We start from the raw sequence: 20,767 nt of genomic DNA, 5'->3' as shown, positions 1-20,767 counted from the left end.
ATGGATACCATAAACTTATGCATTTGACATAATCTTGCTCCATAAATTAAAATCTTATGGAAGGATTGACCCTATTGCGCACCGCTCTTAAAGGAAATGGTATTTTCTCGTTAGCATCGGCCATACTCACATTGGTATTGGGCCATTCGGTTAAGGCCGTCAATGAAATGGCCAATGGACAACCCATGGCTTTTTCAATTCAATTAGCTGTATTTGCTATCGTGGTTTTAATCACGGCCCATAGAAAAAAGGTGTCGACTATTCTGGTTTGGATAATAATTGTTCTGGACATTTTATATGTTTCGCTTGGATTTTACAATCTTTTCGCCCTAGTCTCCGAGATCAGCACAAGTGGTAAGCTATTGATTTTGGCGACGAATGTCATGGTTGCCCTATTTGCCATTTTTCAAACCATTGGAATGATCAGGTATAGAAAATCGCTAAAAACGATTACCCGGTAGAAAATTCAAAAATGGTACTTAGCGAAGTCATCCCATGAAAAATAAGATTCAAACGCATAAGGGGCTAGTATTTTTCTGGGTATTGGCAACGTGCATTTTGATCAATGCCCCTGCACAGTCCGTCCCTGACCCTGTAGATATTAGACCAAGGGAAATTAGGGATTGGGTAGGCGATGCTACTTTGGAAATCCGGGATAGGAACAAAAGAGGAAGGCAGCTTTTGAATGAATGTTTTGATGCACATGGATGGGTAGCGGGGAATTCGAGCACTATTTCCGCCACTTATATCGATGATTGGTCCGTGGCACCGGAACCTTTGCGTAGGTACAATAACTGGCCATATTTAAAGCAAGCTTTGCAACACGATTTTCTTTCTTTTAAGTTGGGGCATTCCCGTGCCCAATTGCTTAATGGCCCCTCCAAGGGTGAAATATGGGGTATTGACCATGCTATGCCCTACAAGATAATCAACGGGGAGATGAACCGTGTAGAAGATTCAAATATGGTTCCGGCCTTGGTCGGAAAGGAATATTTTATCCAGTTACCCTATTGGACAAAAAAGGTTCCCTTAGTAGCCTATGTAAAGGACACCGTGCATCAGGGCCAACCCTATCATTTGGTTTTTGGGACCTGGGAAACCCCCAAGGTCAACCCTAGGTTTGATCAGTATGTGTATTGGATAAACCAGAAGACCAAATTGCTGGAAATTGTGCAATACACAGTACGGGTTGTAGATCCCAGCGCTGTAGGATTTGTTGTCTTTGATGATTTTAGGGAAGTAGATGGGGTCTCAATTCCCTTTGTACATCGTTTGGGATATCTGCCGACCTCGGAGGGATTGATTCATGAAATGCGATTTCAATCCGTTGTTTTGGACCCAAAAGGATTGTCCCTTCACCTTCTTGGGAATCTTCGTGAAAAAGAGCAGCCCTAAAAGTGCTCTTCGAATACCAACTTCATGGCGAAATCGTCTTGAGGCCTTCATTTTCTTAGTAATTTTAGGAGGTGGTGTTTTTTGGTGTATAAAAGAGTCGAAACTCAGCGGAGATATATCCGAAATGTTTCAGAAACTTTTTAAGGAAACCTGTATACCTCATGAAAATAGGTACGGGTTAATTAGTCGGAAAAGTCCATAAAATAGTCTTTACCATTTAAATTAGCTAAGATTTTACCATGACTAAACGCATAGCGATTTTACTTGGATGCATTTTTTCCTTTGCAGCGTCGGCACAGGAACGTCCAAACATCATATTGATTATGACCGACGATCAGGGGTGGGGACAGACCGGATATTATGGACATCCGTTGCTGAAAACGCCCAACTTAGACAAAATGGCCAAAAATGGGCTACGTCTCGATCGTTTTTACGCTGGAGCACCCGTTTGTTCGCCCACGCGGGCCAGTGTATTAACGGGGAGATCCTGTGTCCGTGCCGGAGTGCCAGAACATGGTTATGCATTGCGAAGACAGGAAAAGGTACTGTCACAAGCCCTAAAGGAGGTTGGCTATGCTACCGGACATTTTGGGAAGTGGCACTTAAACGGTTTGCGTGGTCCGGGAGTTCCCGTTTTTAAGGAGGATACCCATTCGCCCGGCGCATTTGGATTCGACTCCTGGATAACTGTTTCCAATTTCTTCGACATAGACCCGATAATGAGCAGGAGTGGCGTATTTGAGGAATTCCGGGGGACATCATCGGAAATCATTGTGGACGAGGCCTTAAAGTTTATCGAAAAGGCGGTGGCCGAGAATAGGCCATCCTTCACCGTAATCTGGGACGGCTCCCCACACGATCCCTTTGTGGCCCGGGAAGAGGACATGAAAGGGTTTGAACATTTAGATTCCCGAAGCAAAAATCACTATGGGGAATTGGTCGCCTTTGACCGTAGCCTAGGCAAACTGCGAAAAAAATTGCGACAGCTACAGATTGCGGAAAATACAATGGTTTGGTACTGTAGTGATAATGGGGGATTGCCACGTATAACACCGCAAACGGTCGGTGGTTTGCGCGGCAACAAGGGAACGCTTTGGGAGGGCGGTATCCGTGTACCATGTATTATCGAATGGGAGGGAAGGATTGCTCCCAAGATCAGTACGTATCCGGCCTCTACCATGGATATTTTTCCGACCATCGTGGATATGTTGGACCTGCCCCCAAAAACGATGCTAAACCCTACGGACGGTGAAAGTCTGAAGCCCTTGCTCGAAAATCGCGGGGCGAAGATCCGGAAAAAGCCGATTCCATTTATTTTCAGGGGTCAAGGTGCCCTAATCGACAACCAATTTAAACTGGTAGCCACCAGCATTCAGGAACAGACCTTTCAGTTGTTCAATCTAGAAAAGGACAAAACGGAAGCTACAGATGTTTCCACGTTGAACCCGAAAAAGATGGAAACCCTGAAAAGAGCGTTTATGGGCTGGTATGATTCAGTTAATCGCAGTGTTGCGGGACTGGATTACCCGGAAAAGGAGGTAGATGAAAATCATCCGATACCCCATTTCTGGAAGGACGATCCAAAATACGGGCTGTTCGTAAAAGAACATGGTGGCAGACCTGAATACTCGGGGGCGTATAAAAGGTAATATGTAGCGTCCCATTTGGGGCCTACGGAAAATCATACGAGAGTTGGCAAATACTACATACCTAAATTAGAGCGGCTAAAAAAGGTAGCTTAACTTGCAGAGGTAAACTTACTTCGTTTCCATAGGTATTTTATCACATTCTATACGCTGTATTGCAAGATAAGTGCATGATGTAAGGAAAACTATTCTTTTTGAGTTTGTTTCAACGTGTAAATGAATTTACGGTCTTAGTTTCCTATGGCCAATGAAGTATTTACGCTTTTTGTCCGCGGGGAGTTAAATTTTTTTTGTATGTTTGTACTATATGTATAGTACAATAGTTTTATAGTATAATGATCAAGTTTAGATTGGACCCCAAGACCGGAATTCCATTTTATAGGCAAATCATTGACCAGATTAAATTTGGTATTGCTTCCGGAAACTTAAAAACAGGCGAGCAACTCCCTACAGTTCGGTCCTTGGCCGTAGATTTAAAGGTTAATTTAAATACAGTGGCCAAAGCCTATAGGGAGCTGGAGATTCAAAATATACTGGAAACCCATCAGGGTACAGGCACTTTTATCAACGAAAACAAGATTAGGATATCAGAGAAGGAAAGGGCACAAAAACTGGGTGAAATATGCAACGAGTTTTCTTCCATTGCCTATAGCTATGGGTTTACCATAGACGAGATAATCGATCAACTACAAAATCAAAAATAATATGAAAGCGATTACCAAAAAGTTTTGGAACCCCATTTCCGGGACCGTAATGATAGCCACATCAAGTATTTGTATAGCACTGTATTACTTTGACCTCGTTAACTCCCAACAGTTGGCACTTCTATTGTTGGCCAGTTTGTTGGTCGCAAGATCTATACATATAGCCGATCAGTGGGAAAAAGCGGTGGTTTTGCGGATGGGAAAATTCCGGGGCCTTAGGGGACCTGGCCTATTTTTCATTATTCCCATCATCGATCAAATAGATAAGTATATTGACCAGCGCGTCCGGGTCACCGATTTTAAGGCCGAACAGACCTTGACGAAGGATACGGTTCCCGTAAATGTGGATGCCGTGGTCTATTGGACGGTCTGGGATGTTGAAAAGGCGGCCCTTGAGGTACAGGAATATGAACGGGCCATTTTCTACATAGCACAGACCGGATTACGGGATATCATCGGGAAGCATGAGTTAGCGGACATACTGCAAGAAAGGGAAAAGATAGCTGATGATTTACAGAAGGTTTTGGACCACAACACCAATCCCTGGGGCATTACTTGCCAAACGGTTGGGATAAAGGATATAATAATCCCTCAGGTTTTGGCGGACGCCATGAGCAAGGAGGCCCAGGCGGAGCGTGAGCGTAGGGCACGAGTAATTCTCGGAACGGCCGAAACCGAAATCGCCCATAAATTTTCAGAGGCCAGTGAACGCTACAAAAAGAATCCCGTTGCCTTGCACCTTAGGGGAATGAATATGTTGTTCGAGGGTTTAAAAGAAAAGGGATCCATGGTCATTGTACCAAGCTCGGCATTGGATTCCATGAACCTAGGGGCCGTGGGCGGATTGGTGTCCCTGTCAAAAGGGAACGAGGAAGAATTTTCGGCCAAGGGATGATTACTTCATAATTCGGTATTTTGGGCCATTTATCGCCATGTTCTTCAGAAAATGGAGTTTATGTTGGATAGCTACCAGTTTCAATGGAGTATTATGGAGCACAGACAATGATAACGGAATGCCTGTGATCGTTTTCTGTTGAAGTGTATATATCAACTGCTCTAGAAGGATTCACATCCTTCAAAGCGGTGAAATCTTGTACAGTTAAGGTAATTGTATGCGTATGATCAGAAAACCCCTGAATGTCATATGTTTTTTCTTCGGCAGCAAGTATGTCTTCCTTGGGTATGGTCAGCGAATGGCCATGATTTTCTGATATATTACCTAATCCACCGTTCTCAAGACATTGGGATAGAAGCGTTTCATCCGGGTCAGGATTTCCGGATTCATCATCTGAATTTGAGCATGCTATTAAAACGACTACCGAAAGGGCCAGGAGAAAGACTGTCAAGTTTTTGTCCTTACGATTTTTTCTGGCCATTTTAAAGTGTTCTTACGGTCAGTACAAATTACGAAATTATGGGCACTTTATACCCATTTTTTGTATTACGGGTTTTGGTCCAAATATTGCAAAACGTTGTGAAGGACAACATCGGTTCTGGAAGCATAAAAATCTTTAAGCAGTGCCGTATGTCCTTGGCCGAATAGGATCAATATTCTATCTCCCTCTTCCGTCAGTTTGTCAATATTCCGCATAATATGCATATTCCGCTCCCACCATTTTGAGTTGAGGTCGACCCCGACCGGCTTTTTATCTGTTCCTATTTGGTTTAGATGTTGTAAATAAAACCCTGTATTAAGTCGGTCGTATTTCTCCTGATTCATGAAGACAAGAAATTGCGATATCGTAGAAGCGTCATATTTCTCTTGAAGGACATCGATTACCTCGGTTTTCATTTTGGAAAGAAAATTGGGAAAAAAATCAGCTTGGTCAATCTCAACAAGATAGTTCTGAAGGTCCCCAAAGGGAAGGTCCATAGGGTGGTCCGCCATATATATGTGCTTGTGTCCCAAATAGGCTGCCAGCTTAAAACCTAGCTGCTGACGTTCGTTGATCGTAAGCTTGTGTTTTCCTTTCAAATATTGTCCGTAAATAGAATCCAGTTCATAATTCCCAAAGGGAAATTCCAGAACAATTTTAGTAGGTTTATATTGGGCCAAGTATGCAATGACGGAATCAATTTCTTTTTGTCTTTGTTGGCCCATAATATCGCCGGGTTGGAGGCTCATAAGATCCGAAGTGCCTGCAAAATGGAAGGTTCCCAAAAACCCAATACTTGCCTTTTGCTTGACTTCTTGCGAATGCATCGCCAAAACCGATATAAAAATTAGTATCCAGCAATATTTTCTGTACCTCATAAGATTGATCATGTATTTTCCTGAATGCGATTCATCATTTAACTGAATTTTTGTAACCCTGGTGCTTTAGTTGGATTACGAAACCTGTCAAATAGTATTATGTATTCCGTATGCTCCAAGGTGGCTTCCGTCCGTTTTCTCTACCATAAAAGAAAAGAACCTGTCTATATCGAAATATTTTTATCGTATGAATTTAGTGAATACAATTTTCTAAATAAACTTCATAGTTTAAATAGACCTAAAAAATTAGTTTCCTCCCAATAAATGATTTATCCTACTCTTATAAGTCTGACCAATAGGAATTTTATGTTCGTTTAGAAAGATTTGATTGCCTTGGATACGTTCAATTTTGTTGGTGGCGACCATAAAGGATTTATGAATCCGTAAAAAGTTTTCTTTGGGCAGTAAATCCTCAAAGGCTGATATTTTTTCATGGCTAACTATCATTTCCTCGGTTAAAAAGACCTTTGTATAATTGCCATAGGCCTCAATGAATAGAATGTCATCGGTGCGAATTTGATGGTATGTTTTATCCCCTTTCAAGAAAAAACGACTGTTCTCCAAGCTAAGGTTTCCTGCAGATTTTACTGAGCTTGCTTGTTCGTAGGCATGCACCTTATTGACCGCCTTTAGGAAACGCGGAAAAGAAAAAGGCTTGAGCAGATAGTCCAATATATCCAATTCGTAACCCTCTAAAGCATATTCCTTATGTGCCGTTGTCACGATGATCTTGGGAGGCTTTGGTAATGTTTTTAGCCACTCGAAGCCGGTCATTTTGGGCATATTAAGATCTAAAAAAATCAAATCTATTTTTTCCCGGGTGACAATTACAGAAGCTTCCATAGGGTTATAAGCATTACCGATTTTTTTTAAGTAGGGCAATTCCGCACAATAGCCTTCAATGATACGATGTGCTATGGGTTCGTCGTCAATAATACAATAGGTTATCATGCCTGCGGTTATGGGTTTGGAAATAGGTTCAAGTGGGCTTTATATGTAGCATCTCTATTTTCAATCTTCAATTCATGTCGATTCGGATAGATATGCGCTAGGCGTTTCTTCAAATTATCCAGCCCTATACCTGCGTTTTCGTTAGGGGTGTTGGGTTCATAATTATTGGCAATGGTAAAAAATATCTGACTGCCTTGCGTTTTTAGATTCAAATGAACATAGGCGTTTTCCGTCAATGGTTCAACCCCGTGCTTCAACGCATTTTCCAGTAAAATAATAAAAAGCAACGGGGCGACTTTTACGCCTTCCTTAGTATCATGGTCAAATCGAATTTCAACTTTTTTTTGATAACGGATTTTATGTAGTTCAATGTAATTTTCGAGATAATTGATTTCGTCCTTTAGTAACACCGAATCTTCTTTTCCCTGATAAATAGTGTACCGCATCATGTCGGACAGTTTTAAAACGACTTCCGGGGCTTGTTCGGATTTTTCCACGACCAAGCCATAAAGATTATTCAACGTATTGAAGAAAAAGTGAGGATTGATCTGACTGGTGAGTAACGCCAATTCTGCCCTTGCCTTATCTGCTTTTAGCATTTTTAACCAGCGCCACTGTTCATATCCCCACAAAGCCACAAATACAGGAATGGGAAGGAGCATAAAATTTATCAAATTCAAGCGATAATCCTGTACGTGATCAGGTGCCGTAGTAAAAAAGAAAAAATGATAGGCAATAACCGATAGGTATACGGAAAGAATGACGACCCGATATTTTTTAAAAAATTCAGGCAAAATGAGGTAAGCCACACCCAACCAGAATAGGATCAACAACGGAACGGTAATGGGACTATCCCAAATGCCGGTATAATGGGGTATAACAAACATTACGGCTAGGAAAATAACAAGGATTCCCCCTTTGATCAAAGCCTTATGATTTTTTTGAATAAAACCCTTCATGGTGCAAACTTAGCATTATTGATACGCGCCTTATAATCTCTTTGACCAACACCACACATTTTGTGTCGAACACTATGTTTTTTTGATCGAATCGTATAGGTCTGCGATTTACCGATAAGTGTATCGTTTTTTGGTGGGTTCATCAAAATAATTTCATGATGTTTTCAAGTGAATCTAGGTTTGGATGGAATTAACTAAAAACCATATTATGTTACGGATGGTCTTGAAGATATTAAAGTGGATTGGCTTGTCGATTACTTCATTACTACTATTACTTATTTTGGTAGGATTGGGCTTTCGACTGTTCAGGGACAAACCTGTACCCCCTGGAAAACTGGTTGATATTGGAGGTTTTAAATTACATGTCCATAGTACCGGGGAAAAAAACGAGAAACCCACTTTGGTTATTGAGGCAGGGGCAGGTGGGCATAGCGAATACTATCATTGGTTGAGTGAAGGACTGAAGGATAGTCTGCGTGTGGTTCGATATGATAGGGCCGGTATTGGCTATAGCGAACTTAGTGATGGCCCGAGAGATCCCGAGACCATTGCAGATGAATTACACACCTTATTGGAAAAGACAGGGGAATCACCACCTTATATTCTCGCCGGCCATTCCCATGGAGGCCATTATATCCGAGTATTTGGACAACGCTATCCAAACGAAGTGGCCGGTTTGGTTTTGTTGGACTCTGGGCATCCAGATGAACGTGAACGATTGCCCTGGCCGCCTTCTCCTAGTTGGTTAAACTCAATATATTACATTGGAGCTGTTTTAGGGGATTTAGGCGTTTTGGATTTATATGTGACAATTTTCGGGAATACGATCATGCCTGCGCCAGGTCTGCCCAAGGAAATTACCGATCGTTATCAAGATTACTTTTTGAACGGAAAATATCTTTGGGGTTATATAAAAGAAGAAGAGTGGCATATAGCATTGGAAGAAATGTCCAAAAAAATAATGGTAACGGATAGCTTACCAATTCGGATTTTTGCCGGGACACATCTCAACGAAAAAGCGCTTCGGAAAATGGGCAGGGACCCGGAAAAGATGAGAACCAATCGGCGAAAGATGCAAGAAGAAATGGCCTCTTTTTCTAAAAATGGCAAAGTATTCTTTATGGATGGAGGTCATTTTACCATTTTTATTCAAAAGGAAAATGCAGATATGATTTGTAAAGAGATCATTCAATTTTCGAAGGAATTAAAAAACTGAAAAGAGTGCCATGGTGGTATTTCCATTTTGGAAGCCCCAACAGCTTGCGTTAAAATGGGTACGGGATTGCAAGGGAAAATGTAAGAACAAAAGCCCTTTTTGCGGTAGGTTGCCGATGAGGTGCAAACGTCCTAGTTGCAGGTTTCCTTTATACTAAAGTTATCCGCTTGGGACAGTGCCTCGTTTTCGGAAATACTTTCTTTATGCAGCAATATCCGGTCTATGGCATGAAAATCCGAACGGGCGGCGATTTCCATGAGATACACACCAGGTGTTTCGAAAGTTACGTAAATATCATGGGCATCGTGGTCCGAAGTCCGGGCTTGCCATTTGAAAGCGTTGTCATCCCCGCTCCGGTATACCTTGAACCAACCATCCTTGGAAGCTCCATTGGGGTTAGGTTCCTTCCCGGAACCATCGGGATAAACCCTGCTGCCACCATCTTTCATTCCAAAAAAGTCCTGGGCATCCGGAAAACGCAACCAGGAATCATTGTGTTCCGTTCCATTGTCTCCTTTTCTATATGAGGAATTCCATGTGAAGCGATAGGTACCGGTATCGCTTATCCTAACAGGAAAGCTTATCATGCCATTACCAGGATTGCCCATACTGGGGTCGCCCTCCCATTGCATATAGCCGTCACCGGAAACATCATTTGCATCATTTTTCAAAACCCAACCTTCTGGGAAACTGTTGTCCTCAAATTCAATGGATATGATGCCGTCTTTTTCCTCAAAAACGAATCCAACTGAACTGGGACAGTCACTTCCAGGTTGTTCGGGCTCCTGTCCATCTTCTTGTATCATATTGTCTTCGGCCAGTCGCTCCTCCAAAGTCGTTGCATCATTGCTACAGGATGGGAAGGCAAATACAATGATAAAGCATAGGATAAATACGGTTCTCATGATCTGGATTTTGACTGGAAAACGCCTAAAGCAAAATCCATATTGTTCAAACATGGCAACATTCGATGAAATTCAATCTAAAACACAGGGGATTACGAGACTTTTTGATGAAGCCAGGCGAACTATCCATAGAAACCGCAAATGAACAATTCAATTATCCGGGCCACTTTGAACAGGCGCACTTCAAGTTGAATGCATCTTGTTTGTGTACGTCTTTTTTGCACTATTTCCCAATTTTTCTGCATGTTTTCTACATTTTCATGCAAAATCGTACATTTGAAGCCTTACTTCGTATACATGCAGAAAGACAAAAGACAGGAGGTAATTCTCGAAAAACTCCAGTTGGAAGGTAAGGTGGCTACCCTACAATTGGCCGAAAAACTCTTGGTATCTGAGGATACGATTCGCAGGGACCTTAATGAAATGGCGCAAAAAGGACTGCTTTCCAAAGTGCATGGCGGCGCAATTTCCTCCATTCAAAAATTATATTACTACAACGACAACGTCGTAAAACATCAGGAGGAAAAAAATCGTATTGCCAAAAAGGCCTCGGGCCTATTGCAAAATGGAATGACGATCATAATAAGTGATGGCACCACCAATCTCGCTTTTGCCCGGAGTATTCCAAAGGATTTAAAGGCCACGGTCTTTACCTATTGTTTGCCTATAGCCATGGAACTAACGGAACATCCGGGAATCGAGATTATTTTTTTGGGTGGGAAAATCGAGAAAAAATCCATGGTGAGTTTAGGAAATGAAGTCGTGAACAAATTCTCCAATATTCATGTGGATTTATGCTTTCTGGGTACGGGGAGCATAGGACCTCTTGAGGGAATAACCGAAGGTTCGTATGAAGTTTCCCTAATCAAGAGAGCCATTATAACCGCATCCGATAGGGTCATCTCCTTAGCTACGTCAAGTAAATTGGGTCGGCGACAGCCCTATACCATTTGCAAACCTTCTGAAATTGGATTGCTGATTACGGAATTGGATCCAACGGACGACAAGTTGGTCGAATTTGCCGAAGCGGGGATTCAATTAAGCTGATCAAATCGTATTTCTTTCTACGCCATGGTTGCTGCCCCAATGGTAATAGGTAACTTACCTATCTTATATATGCCGTTTTTTTGCATGTTTATAAATATATTTTGCATTTTATATTCATTATTGAATATATTTATATCGAATTCGTTGCAATTTCATGAAAAGAACACCTACGGTAATCGGTATTGATATTGGTGGAACGAAGATTTCGGCCGCCTTGTTTCATCATCATGGGGACCTATTGCATAAGGAAGTGCAGCCCTTGGCCGAAAGAGAAGGGGGAGAGGTCATTGCCTTAATCGGTACCATGATCCAATCGCTGATGGATTATGCAAAAGGTAGGGCTTACAAGGTAGTCGCTATTGGGGCCTGTGTCCCCGGCATCTACGATGCTATCAAGAAAACCGTGTGGGCCCCCAACATTCCGGATTGGAACCATATTCCTCTTCAGGATGCGCTTAAGAAGTACCTGGGCGATCAATCCATAAATATCGTTTTGGAGAGCGACCGATCTTGCTACATCCTGGGAGAGGTCTGGAAAGGTTGCGCCAAAGATTGTGCCGATGCAATTTTTATCGCGGTAGGCACGGGTATAGGTGCCGGAATACTATCAGGTGGGAGAATTATCAATGGTAGTGGAGGTATTGCAGGAGCCATTGGCTGGATGGCGTTGGAACCCCCTTACGATAAAAAGTATGATGCCTGGGGTAACTTGGAGCACTATGCATCCGGTGACGGTATCGCACGGAGTGCCGTAGAACTATTGGAAAAAAAACGAACGTCAACCAGTCTTTTGGATGCCATTCCAACGGACCAGATTACCGCACATCACGTTTTCGATGCGTATGAAAAACAAGATCTAGTGGCTGTTGAGGTAATCGAAAAAGTTATTGGGTATTGGGGGATGGCATTGGCCAACTTGGTGAGCATATTCAATCCCAGAAAGGTAATTTTTGGTGGCGGGGTCTTTGGACCTGCCGACCAATTTTTGGACCGCATAGTAGAGGAGGCAAAGCAGTGGGCACAACCCCTTTCCATTCAAGAAATCCAATTGGAAACTTCGGCCCTAGGGGGTGACGCAGGTTTAATCGGTGCTGGATACTTGGCCCTTACTACCCTAAACGACCAAGTGCATGACGAATAAGGGGTATCACAAAAGTTACGTATTTACCGCAGCCTGCATTGGGATGTTGCTTTTTGGAGTGGTGATGATATCCCTGGGATCCATTCTACCTGAAGTTACCGGGAAGTTTGTATTGAACGAAGCCCAAACCGGTTTTTTGACTACCCTGCTGCCCTTGGGTATTTTGGTGGGCTCCCTGATCTTTGGACCGTTGATTGATTGGTTGTCCTACAAAAAAATCTTAATCGCAGGTAGTATTCTCACCTTGCTGGGACTTGAAGGTATTGTGTTCGCCAAAAGCATGATTTTCTTGCAGGCATCCGTTTTCTGTATCGGTCTGGGTGGGGGAGTACTGAACGGTACCACCAATGCCATTGTTTCGGAGATTAGCGAAGAGAACCATAGCGCAAATCTTAGCCTTTTGGGTGTTTTTTTTGGGATCGGGGCCTTGGGGACCCCTGTTGTTTTGGGTATATGGAAAGGGCTGTATTCCTTTGAGACCATTTTCGCCCTGCTAGGTGCCCTTATTACCCTGCCGCTCATTTTCTTTTTGATGATTCGTTTTCCAAAATCGGCCGAAACTAAGGGACTCCCTATCAAGGAAGGGTTGAAAATGGCAAAAGATCCCGTATTGCTATTATTCGGCTTTATCCTTTTTTTTCAGAGTGGCATCGAGGGATTGACCAATAACTGGACTACCACCTATCTGGAAACCATAAAGGAAATGAAGTCCTCCAACGCACTATTTATATTGTCCTCGTTCGTTGGGGCCATTACAATTACCCGAATCGCGCTGGGTAAAATTCTCCGCATGTTCCCTCCTTTAAAGGTAATGGTCGTAGGTTTTGTCATTGTCTTTATAGGGGGCCTAATACTACAATATGGAGCTTCATATGCCCTATTTATAGCCGGAATGGTGGCCATGGGGGTAGGCTTGGCAGCAGGATTCCCTGTTATTCTGGGCTATATCGGCCAGCTATATACCCACCTTTCAGGTACGGCCTTCAGCATTGTGATTACTATTGCCCTTATCGGAAACGTCCTAACCAATTATTTGATGGGCCAAATTTCACAATATCAAGGTACTGGAGTGTTCCCCTATCTTATTCTGACCTCTGTATTTATGGTGCTCGTCTTACTGTATATCACGAACAAGAAATATAATTCCAAAATAAGTTAAAATTCAAATTTATGTTAGCAAAACAATGGCTGGATAATGCCAGAAACGTAATGGATAAAATAGAAAGTACCCAAATGGAAAACATTAAAAAGGCTGCCACTATTATGGCCGATTCCATAGAAAAAGGAAAATGGGTACATACCTTCGGATGTGGCCATGCCACCCTCCCCATCGAGGAAATGTACCCTAGGATTGGTGGTTTCGTCGGGTTTCACCCTATTGTTGAACTGCCATTGACATTCTTTACCAACATTACGGGACAAATGGGGGTGGACCAGTTTATTTTCCTGGAAAGGGTGGAAGGCTATGGACGGGAAATTATGAAGGGCCATAATTTTGACGAAGAGGATACCATGTGGCTGTTTTCACATACCGGTGTTAACGCCGTAAATATCGATATTGCTCTGGAGGCCAAGGAAAAAGGAATGAAAGTAATCGTCTTCGGCTCCGCGGCGGAGGCCCAGGGAAAGACCACAAAACATTCCTGTGGAAAGACCTTGTTCGAATTGGCGGATTTGGTAGTGGATTCTTGTGCACCCTCTGAGGATGCAACGGTGCACCTAAAGAATCATATCGATAAAATTGGACCGGTTTCCACCATGGCCTTTGTCACCACCGTATGGATGACCGTGACCACAGTAGCCGAAATATTGGCGGAAAGGGGTGTTACATTGCACATTCACCCGTCTCACAACATCCCGGGCGATTCCACCTCAAAACAACGATTGGCAGATGCCCTAAAGGAGTACAAAAGAAGAGTTGCCTCTGTTTAGTATAACGTACAAAATGCATTAAATCATTCAAGCATAAGATCATAGCTCATACCATTAAAAACCGCATCTCTAAATTTCAACTCATTATGAAAAAGTATGTTGTCCTCCTTGGCGTAATCCTGATCATATCCTGTGTTCAGAACCGCACTACCGAAAAATCGGGAGTGGCCGTCGTTCGGATAAATCAATTGGGATATTTACCGGAAAGTATTAAAGTGGCGGTTTTCGCGGCAAAGGAGGCTACTTCGGTCAATTCGTTCTCGCTGCACGATGCCGAGACGGACAAAGAGGTATTTGTATCAACCACACCGGTGTCCAAAGGTGCCTACGGACCCTTTGAAAGCGCTTACCGCTTAAATTTTAGTGAATACCAAACACCGGGCACCTACTATCTTAAAGTAAATGGTACGCAATCCCCGATATTTCGGATCAATGCGGATGTCTATGACCATTCTGCGGATTTCCTATTGGAATACATGCGTCAGCAGCGTTGCGGATACAACCCGTTTTTGACCGACTCTTGTCATTTGGATGACGGATACATCCTGTATAACCCCAAAAGGGAGGGAGAACGAATTGATGTGACCGGAGGATGGCATGATGCCACGGATTATCTGCAATATACGGCTACCTCCGCCAACGCCGTTTTCCAATTGCTGCTATCGTACCGGGACAATCCAGAAGCTTTTGGCGATGCCCATAGGGCCAATGGCTTGCCGGGGCCCAACGGCATTCCGGATATTATTGATGAGGCCAAATGGGGGATGGATTGGCTTAAAAAGATGAACCCGTCTCCCACAGAGTTTTACAATCAAATTGCAGATGATCGGGATCATGTCGGTTTCCGATTGCCCAATGAGGATTCCGTGGTGTATAATCCGAAACGAAAGGGGCGACCCGTATACTTGGCCAGTGGCCAAAAACAAGGCGTATTACAATATAAAAACCGTTCTACCGGTGTAGCATCCACGGCCGGTAAGTATGCTTCGGCCTTTGCCTTGGGTGCCTCGGTCTTGAATGATTTTTACCCGGGATATACGGATGACCTGCCGAAGCGTGCTAAGGATGCTTATGATTTTGGTGAAAAAAATCCGGGGGTTAGCCAGACCGCACCGGGCAGTGCACCCTATTTTTATGAAGAGGACAACTGGATGGATGATATGGAACTGGCGGCAAGCAGTCTGTACAAGCTGACCCAAGACGAAAACTATAAGAAAAAGGCCTTGCATTATGCATCCGAAGAAAAGATTACACCCTGGATAGGACGTGATACGGTAGTGCACTATCAGTATTATCCATTCTTGAATGCTGGTCACAACGAATTGGCGACGGCCTTAAAATCACAGGAAAAGGAGACCGTAGCTTCGTATTATGACATGGGGCTTCGTTTACTGCATGAACGAGGGAAGGACAACCCCTTCTATATTGGTGTTCCCTTTGTATGGTGCTCCAATAATTTGGTGACCGCAGCCGTTACCCAATGCAAATTATATCATCAGTTGACCGGAGATGACACGTATCTGGAAATGGAAGCGGCCTTACGCGATTGGCTTTTTGGCTGTAATATTTGGGGTACCTCTATGGTCGTTGGGCTTCCCAGGGACGGAGATTACCCCATAGATCCCCATTCTTCCTTGAATCATTTAGAGGGATATCAAACCTATGGGGGCCTGATCGATGGACCGGTTTATGGTTCCATTGCCAACAGCCTCATTGGGGTTGAACTTCATGATGAGGATGAGTATGCCGAATTTCAATCGGATTTGGTAGTTTATCAGGATGATGTGGGTAGTTTTTCCACCAACGAACCCACTATGGATGGTACAGCCTGTTTGGTCTATTATCTTTCGTCCCTGGAAAATGCAAGTATCATAGGAGGTCACCTGAAAAAGCAGTATACCTATGATCAAAGCGGGGCGATTATTCGAGGGGATAAGTCGGAAAGAAAAATAAATTTGATGTTCTCCGGTGATGAATATGCCGATGGAGGGGAGGAAATTCTTGAGGTCCTCGAAAAGCATGGCATTAAAGCCTCGTTCTTCTTTACCGGAAACTTTTATAGAAACAAGAATTTTGCTCCCCTTATTGAAAAAGCAAAAGATCAGGGGCACTATCTTGGGGCGCATTCTGATAAGCATCTACTGTATAACGACTGGGAGGAAAAGAAGCGACTGGTAAGCCAGGAAGAATTTAAAGCCGATTTGAAGGCCAATTACAAGGAAATGGAAAAATACGGCATCAAGGAGGCGCCGTATTTCTTGCCCCCCTATGAGTGGAACGATGAAATCATTACCCAGTGGGCCGATCAAATGGAAATTGCCGTTATCAATTATACTCCGGGGACACTTTCACATGCGGACTACACTACCCCTAAAATGGATAATTACCGAAGTACGGATCGTATTATGCAATCTATTTTAACCTTTGAGGAAAAAGAGGGATTAAACGGGTTTATGTTGCTCTCGCATATCGGTACGGAGGACGATCGCACCGATAAGTTCTATTCCAGATTGGATGAGCTGATAACGACCCTCAAAGAACGTGGTTATAAATTCGACACCTTGGAAAACCTTTTGAGCTTAAAAAACTAGAGTATTGGCCCGATCCTAAAAAGGGTAGCGCAACAAAAAAAGAGAAATGAAAAACACCGGCACGGCATCACCGAATCTTCGCATCAGGACCATAGACGTGCTACGCGCCCTTACCATGTTCTTGATGATTTTTGTCAACGATCTTTGGTCGCTTACCGGAGTTCCAAAATGGTTGGAGCACACTTTGGCGGAGGAGGACGGCATGGGATTTTCGGATGTAATTTTTCCACTTTTTTTGTTTATTGTAGGGCTGTCCATTCCGTTGGCCATTGATGTACGGTTTAATAGGAAGGAAACCAACACCGCCGTCCTGGGTCATATTCTTGTGAGAACGATCGCCCTTCTGGTCATGGGTTTTTATATGGTCAATTATGGGGTAATCAATGAGGAAGCCACTGGATTGGATAAAAACATATGGCAAATTCTTATGGCCACCGCTATCTTTTTGATTTGGCTAGACTACAGGAAATTGTTCAATCTGCGAAAGGGGTTGGTTTGGGGATTACAGGCTTTGGGCCTGTTGATTCTGTTGTATTTAGCCTGGATTTACAGGGGTGGGGCATTGGAGGATATACATTGGATGCAACCGCGATGGTGGGGGATTTTAGGCTTGATCGGATGGGCTTATTTGCTGAACGGGTTACTCTACTTGGTTATCCGAAAAAGGGTTATCTACTGGGTGCCAATTTTTCTCTTGCTACTGTTTATGAACATACAGGAAAATAACTATTTTGAATCCCTTCCTAGCTTTAAACTGGTCATTAGTGCATCCAATCATGTGTTGGTTATGGCTGGCCTGTTGTGTACCGTCTTTTATTTGAAGTTCAAGTCAGGGGGAGGGAAATTACCGCAATTCTTAAGTATTGTGGCCCTGGCCAGCGGTCTTTTTGTTCTCTTTGGATTCTGGATTCGGCCTGCCTTCCCTATATCAAAAATTTTGGCCACACCTTCCTGGACGGTCATTTGTATTGGGATAAGCTTGCTGTCCTATGTTTTACTCTACATTTTGGTGGATCGGTGGGGGTATGCCAAATGGGCAGATCCCATTAAAGCGGCCGGTACCAGTACGTTGACTTGCTACCTCATGCCTTATTTTATCTATCCCACCATAGTACTGGTCGGTTTTCAATGGCCGAAATTCCTATCGGACGGTTTCATGGGTATTGTAAAATCGCTTCTTTTTTCCCTGGTGATTATACTACTGGTAAGGCTATTGGAAAAAAGAAATATCCGGCTTAAGATTTAACTTAATACCACTTGAAGTAATTGCTTTTAGATAATATCCCGTTGTTTTCACCTTCCCTCGGGGAAAATAAATCTATATTTTTGATTGAAAGTTTTCTGGTATGGATTCAACATCGGTGATGGCTATTTTTAGTGCTTTGGCCCTGGGCCATAGTCTATTTCTGGCACACTATTTTTGGACGCCTGTTACTAAAAGTCCGAGTAATTTCTTTCTGGCACTGTTGCTCTCGGCCCTCATTGTACGTATTCTAAAATCCGTTATCGTAATTCTAGTCCCCAATAGCCCCTTTGCTGTTCCCGCAATAGGCCTAGTAGGCCTATCCGCGATTGGCCCCTCATTGTGGCTCTATCTGCAAGCCTACAAAAACTTGAGATTCAAATTCAAAAAGAAACATATAGGACACTATGCTTGGGCCTTATTGTTGGTTCCGGCGATACCTGTTTTGAGTGAACCCCAAATGTATTTGGCGTATTGTATTTCAGTAGCCCATATGCTCGGCTATCTTTTGGTATCACTGCTTCAATTGATAAAAAGTCGAAACAAATACGGCGCTACGGAAGCGCGTTGGTTACAATTACTGGTGGGTGCAACATTCTTGATATGGTCGACCTTTTTTGCACAGTTGCTGGTTGAAAGTTTCGGTACCTACCTATCCGTTACGGTGGCGGCTTCCATCGTAATCTACGGTTTAAGCCTCTGGGCCGGAAAGAAGCGAAATCTTTTTATGGAACCCAAGAAAGAGTTGAACAAGGAGCTACTGGGCCATCTTGAGGATATGGGCAAGAGCATTGAGCAACTGTTTACGGAAAAGCTGTTGTTCAAAGATTCAAAACTGAACATCAAAAAAATAAGCGATATCCTATCAGAACCCGAATATATGGTCTCCCGGTCCATAAATGCTTACTTCAGAAAAAGTTTCCCGGAAGTCCTGAATCAGTATCGCATAGAACATGCGGCCCAACTAATTCGGTCCAAGGCTTCGGAACATCTATCCATGGAGGGTATAGCTAGGGAAAGTGGATACAATACCGTTTCGGCCTTTTATAAGACGTTTAAAAAGTTAAAGGGCGTTACACCTGCTAAATTCAAGCGGTAACTTCTTCCACATTCGCAAAAGTGGAAACATTTGGGCAATTCTTTTCCAGGTTTTCGTCCATTTAATTTGATATTGCCTATTCAAACAAAGCGGCCTCCTGTACCCTTAGCCTAAAAAACCTTCAAAAAGATATCCGTCATGAAAAGACTATTGATTTTCCTTTGCTTCGAAACGTTGTTTTCCTGTGCACAGAATAAAATGGGCGAAGCCTACAAATTAAAAGATGAGGCTTCCGTATCATTGGATGCAGAAGAATATCCGCAGGCCATTGATAAGGCCCGGCTGGCCAAAACCATTTTTGAGAAAAACAAGGACACATTGGGAATTGTGGAGTCTCTATACATCATGGCTAGGGCTTCCGCTTTATCCGGTGATTTTGAACATGCAATACCCTATGGAGAAAAGGGGAAAAAACTTTGTCTGCTCAAGGAAAACTATGCAATGGAATACAAGATTAACAATACTTTAAGCTGGGCCTACTTTGCCCTGGATAAGGACTTTTTTAAAATTCTGGAACATCAGGAACGCCAGCTCTATGTGGTAAATCAGTTGGAGGATGAGGGCGCCAAGGCATCTGCATACAACAACTACGGCTATGACACCACCGTTTCCGGGAGTATTGCTTTGGACAGCGCCATTACCTTGATGCAATTTGCGAATAATCATTACGCCAAAACAGAAAATAATAAAGGAAGATGGTACACCTTGATGAACCTCACTTGGCAATATCGGTTAAAGAACGATTTGGAAAAGTCGGCCTACTTTGGAAAATTATCCGCTAAACGGGCCAAAGAGGACAATGATAGGCACGCTATTGTAGAGGCGAATACCAATTTTGGGGAAACCTTACTGCATCAAAACAAACTTGAAGAGGCCGCTCCATATTACGTGGAAGCCTTGAAATGGGCCGAACAAAACCAAGACAGGGACAAATATGTCTTTGATGTATATTATTCCAGATACCTATGGCAAAAAGGCGATAAGGCAGAGGCACTAAAACTCCTTAAAAAGGCTATTACATTTCTAGAGACCAGCGAAGTGTTCTATGAAATGCTAGGGCGTGCATTTTTGGCTACCTACAGTTATGAAACAAACGATTATGATGAAGCCAAAAAACAACTGGCAGTCTTTGAAAACCCAAGAAGTGAATACATTTCCGTTGAAGCTAGGATTTTAGCCAAATTAGTTGAAGCTAAAATGCTTTTCACTGCGGATAGGAAAAGGGCAAGAGTACTATTGGAAGATGCCTCCAAGCAATTGCGGCGGATAGGAGCAAAACAACTTCTTAACTTGGTGCAACAGGTCCAAAAAATGGACGATACCCCATAACAGTTACTCGGACTTAGTTGTAAATTACCTAGTTTACAAAAACTGTACGGCAATTTAGGATAACTCGGTTGGTGGGGAAACAACCATTTTATTCCAGGAGTTCATAGCAAAATCCTTGTGATGTTTCTTATTTGAATCTGAAATAACTGGACAAATGCCCATTTATCCCCGTCATAATTTCCCCTAATGGTTTGAACATGTAAGCTTCTAAAATACAAAGAGTTAATTAGCAATTCACACATTGAAAGAATTCAAATAGTTGATGGAAACTGTTCAATTCCTGGCCTAGTAACCCAAGCCGAAGGAATAACATGGATTTCCTGGTTTCGAACCAAGTTGAGAAGAGCATATCAAA

The 20,767-nt window shown here is 42.9% G+C and carries 19 protein-coding genes; 14 read left to right on the top strand and 5 right to left on the bottom strand.

Going from position 1 to position 20,767, the window contains the following annotated elements; translation table 11 throughout:
* Nucleotides 1-56: 56 nt before the first annotated feature.
* The 5 genes from Q0993_RS05455 (at nt 57) to Q0993_RS05435 (ending at nt 4,640) form a co-directional block, all read left to right on the top strand.
* Nucleotides 57-461, top strand: coding sequence for a hypothetical protein (locus Q0993_RS05455; RefSeq protein ID WP_299530494.1), 405 nt, complete (start codon nt 57-59; stop codon nt 459-461).
* Between the two features lie 34 nt (nt 462-495).
* A complete protein-coding gene (locus Q0993_RS05450; RefSeq protein ID WP_299530492.1) occupies nt 496-1,395 on the top strand; it encodes a hypothetical protein in 900 nt (299 codons plus the stop codon).
* Between the two features lie 239 nt (nt 1,396-1,634).
* Nucleotides 1,635-3,044 (top strand): sulfatase-like hydrolase/transferase, encoded by a 1,410-nt coding sequence (locus Q0993_RS05445; RefSeq protein ID WP_299530490.1) that lies wholly within the window; start codon nt 1,635-1,637, stop codon nt 3,042-3,044.
* A gap of 332 nt (nt 3,045-3,376) precedes the next feature.
* Nucleotides 3,377-3,745 carry a GntR family transcriptional regulator gene (locus Q0993_RS05440; protein ID WP_299530487.1) on the top strand — a complete coding sequence of 123 codons (369 nt, stop codon included), beginning with the start codon at nt 3,377-3,379 and terminating at the stop codon, nt 3,743-3,745.
* 1 nt (nt 3,746) lies between these two features.
* Nucleotides 3,747-4,640, top strand: a complete 894-nt coding sequence (locus Q0993_RS05435; RefSeq protein ID WP_299530485.1) for a slipin family protein — start codon at nt 3,747-3,749, stop codon at nt 4,638-4,640.
* 91 nt (nt 4,641-4,731) lie between these two features.
* On the opposite strand, the gene Q0993_RS05430 is transcribed toward Q0993_RS05435, so the two are convergent.
* The 4 genes from Q0993_RS05430 to Q0993_RS05415 form a co-directional block, all read right to left on the bottom strand.
* A complete protein-coding gene (locus Q0993_RS05430; RefSeq protein ID WP_299530482.1) occupies nt 4,732-5,121 on the bottom strand; it encodes a hypothetical protein in 390 nt (129 codons plus the stop codon).
* A 65-nt stretch (nt 5,122-5,186) separates the two neighbouring features.
* Nucleotides 5,187-5,948, bottom strand: coding sequence for a DUF5694 domain-containing protein (locus Q0993_RS05425; protein ID WP_299530479.1), 762 nt, complete (start codon nt 5,946-5,948; stop codon nt 5,187-5,189).
* A gap of 297 nt (nt 5,949-6,245) precedes the next feature.
* A complete protein-coding gene (locus Q0993_RS05420; RefSeq protein ID WP_299530477.1) occupies nt 6,246-6,950 on the bottom strand; it encodes a LytTR family DNA-binding domain-containing protein in 705 nt (234 codons plus the stop codon).
* A gap of 8 nt (nt 6,951-6,958) precedes the next feature.
* Nucleotides 6,959-7,909 carry a sensor histidine kinase gene (locus Q0993_RS05415; RefSeq protein WP_299530476.1) on the bottom strand — a complete coding sequence of 317 codons (951 nt, stop codon included), beginning with the start codon at nt 7,907-7,909 and terminating at the stop codon, nt 6,959-6,961.
* Between the two features lie 184 nt (nt 7,910-8,093).
* On the opposite strand from Q0993_RS05415, the gene Q0993_RS05410 reads away from it, so the two are divergent.
* On the top strand, nt 8,094-9,125 hold the full coding sequence (locus tag Q0993_RS05410) for an alpha/beta fold hydrolase (protein ID WP_299530475.1): 1,032 nt from the start codon (nt 8,094-8,096) through the stop codon (nt 9,123-9,125).
* Nucleotides 9,126-9,256: 131 nt separating this feature from the next.
* Here the strand turns inward: Q0993_RS05410 and Q0993_RS05405 are convergent, their stop codons facing one another.
* Nucleotides 9,257-10,030 carry a hypothetical protein gene (locus tag Q0993_RS05405; RefSeq protein WP_299530473.1) on the bottom strand — a complete coding sequence of 258 codons (774 nt, stop codon included), beginning with the start codon at nt 10,028-10,030 and terminating at the stop codon, nt 9,257-9,259.
* A 297-nt stretch (nt 10,031-10,327) separates the two neighbouring features.
* On the opposite strand from Q0993_RS05405, the gene Q0993_RS05400 reads away from it, so the two are divergent.
* The 8 genes from Q0993_RS05400 to Q0993_RS05365 all read left to right on the top strand — a co-directional run bounded on the left by Q0993_RS05400 (nt 10,328) and on the right by Q0993_RS05365 (nt 20,412).
* Nucleotides 10,328-11,077: a DeoR/GlpR family DNA-binding transcription regulator gene (locus Q0993_RS05400; RefSeq protein ID WP_299530471.1), complete on the top strand. Its 750-nt coding sequence runs from the start codon at nt 10,328-10,330 to the stop codon at nt 11,075-11,077.
* A 154-nt stretch (nt 11,078-11,231) separates the two neighbouring features.
* Entirely contained in the window at nt 11,232-12,218 is a 987-nt protein-coding gene (locus Q0993_RS05395) for an ROK family protein (RefSeq protein WP_299530469.1), read from the top strand.
* A complete protein-coding gene (locus Q0993_RS05390; protein ID WP_299530467.1) occupies nt 12,208-13,377 on the top strand; it encodes a sugar MFS transporter in 1,170 nt (389 codons plus the stop codon). Before Q0993_RS05395 ends, Q0993_RS05390 begins: the two co-directional genes overlap by 11 nt.
* A gap of 11 nt (nt 13,378-13,388) precedes the next feature.
* On the top strand, nt 13,389-14,150 hold the full coding sequence (locus Q0993_RS05385; RefSeq protein WP_299530465.1) for a sugar isomerase domain-containing protein: 762 nt from the start codon (nt 13,389-13,391) through the stop codon (nt 14,148-14,150).
* An 86-nt stretch (nt 14,151-14,236) separates the two neighbouring features.
* A complete protein-coding gene (locus Q0993_RS05380; RefSeq protein WP_299530463.1) occupies nt 14,237-16,741 on the top strand; it encodes a glycoside hydrolase family 9 protein in 2,505 nt (834 codons plus the stop codon).
* Between the two features lie 46 nt (nt 16,742-16,787).
* Nucleotides 16,788-17,987, top strand: a complete 1,200-nt coding sequence (locus tag Q0993_RS05375) for a DUF5009 domain-containing protein (protein ID WP_299530461.1) — start codon at nt 16,788-16,790, stop codon at nt 17,985-17,987.
* Between the two features lie 100 nt (nt 17,988-18,087).
* Entirely contained in the window at nt 18,088-19,083 is a 996-nt protein-coding gene (locus tag Q0993_RS05370) for an AraC family transcriptional regulator (RefSeq protein WP_299530458.1), read from the top strand.
* Between the two features lie 138 nt (nt 19,084-19,221).
* Nucleotides 19,222-20,412: a hypothetical protein gene (locus Q0993_RS05365; RefSeq protein WP_299530455.1), complete on the top strand. Its 1,191-nt coding sequence runs from the start codon at nt 19,222-19,224 to the stop codon at nt 20,410-20,412.
* Nucleotides 20,413-20,767 lie beyond the last annotated feature (355 nt).

The organism is Ulvibacterium sp. (genome assembly GCF_028285715.1).
In the GTDB taxonomy this organism is placed as follows: Bacteria; Bacteroidota; Bacteroidia; order Flavobacteriales; family Flavobacteriaceae; genus Ulvibacterium.
The sequence above is the reverse complement of the archived record's forward strand: the minus strand, read 5'-3'. Positions and strand labels throughout refer to the sequence as shown.

Excerpts from the sequence above, each read along its gene's own strand:
- Q0993_RS05455 (WP_299530494.1), top strand. The coding sequence starts at position 57 with ATGGAAGGATTGACCCTATTGCGCACCGCTCTTAAAGGAAATGGTATT.
- Q0993_RS05450 (WP_299530492.1), top strand. The coding sequence starts at position 496 with ATGAAAAATAAGATTCAAACGCATAAGGGGCTAGTATTTTTCTGGGTA.
- Q0993_RS05445 (WP_299530490.1), top strand. The coding sequence starts at position 1,635 with ATGACTAAACGCATAGCGATTTTACTTGGATGCATTTTTTCCTTTGCA.
- Q0993_RS05440 (WP_299530487.1), top strand. The coding sequence starts at position 3,377 with ATGATCAAGTTTAGATTGGACCCCAAGACCGGAATTCCATTTTATAGG.
- Q0993_RS05435 (WP_299530485.1), top strand. The coding sequence starts at position 3,747 with ATGAAAGCGATTACCAAAAAGTTTTGGAACCCCATTTCCGGGACCGTA.
- Q0993_RS05430 (WP_299530482.1), bottom strand. The coding sequence starts at position 5,121 with ATGGCCAGAAAAAATCGTAAGGACAAAAACTTGACAGTCTTTCTCCTG.
- Q0993_RS05425 (WP_299530479.1), bottom strand. The coding sequence starts at position 5,948 with ATGCATTCGCAAGAAGTCAAGCAAAAGGCAAGTATTGGGTTTTTGGGA.
- Q0993_RS05420 (WP_299530477.1), bottom strand. The coding sequence starts at position 6,950 with ATGATAACCTATTGTATTATTGACGACGAACCCATAGCACATCGTATC.
- Q0993_RS05415 (WP_299530476.1), bottom strand. The coding sequence starts at position 7,909 with ATGAAGGGTTTTATTCAAAAAAATCATAAGGCTTTGATCAAAGGGGGA.
- Q0993_RS05410 (WP_299530475.1), top strand. The coding sequence starts at position 8,094 with ATGGAATTAACTAAAAACCATATTATGTTACGGATGGTCTTGAAGATA.
- Q0993_RS05405 (WP_299530473.1), bottom strand. The coding sequence starts at position 10,030 with ATGAGAACCGTATTTATCCTATGCTTTATCATTGTATTTGCCTTCCCA.
- Q0993_RS05400 (WP_299530471.1), top strand. The coding sequence starts at position 10,328 with ATGCAGAAAGACAAAAGACAGGAGGTAATTCTCGAAAAACTCCAGTTG.
- Q0993_RS05395 (WP_299530469.1), top strand. The coding sequence starts at position 11,232 with ATGAAAAGAACACCTACGGTAATCGGTATTGATATTGGTGGAACGAAG.
- Q0993_RS05390 (WP_299530467.1), top strand. The coding sequence starts at position 12,208 with ATGACGAATAAGGGGTATCACAAAAGTTACGTATTTACCGCAGCCTGC.
- Q0993_RS05385 (WP_299530465.1), top strand. The coding sequence starts at position 13,389 with ATGTTAGCAAAACAATGGCTGGATAATGCCAGAAACGTAATGGATAAA.
- Q0993_RS05380 (WP_299530463.1), top strand. The coding sequence starts at position 14,237 with ATGAAAAAGTATGTTGTCCTCCTTGGCGTAATCCTGATCATATCCTGT.
- Q0993_RS05375 (WP_299530461.1), top strand. The coding sequence starts at position 16,788 with ATGAAAAACACCGGCACGGCATCACCGAATCTTCGCATCAGGACCATA.
- Q0993_RS05370 (WP_299530458.1), top strand. The coding sequence starts at position 18,088 with ATGGATTCAACATCGGTGATGGCTATTTTTAGTGCTTTGGCCCTGGGC.
- Q0993_RS05365 (WP_299530455.1), top strand. The coding sequence starts at position 19,222 with ATGAAAAGACTATTGATTTTCCTTTGCTTCGAAACGTTGTTTTCCTGT.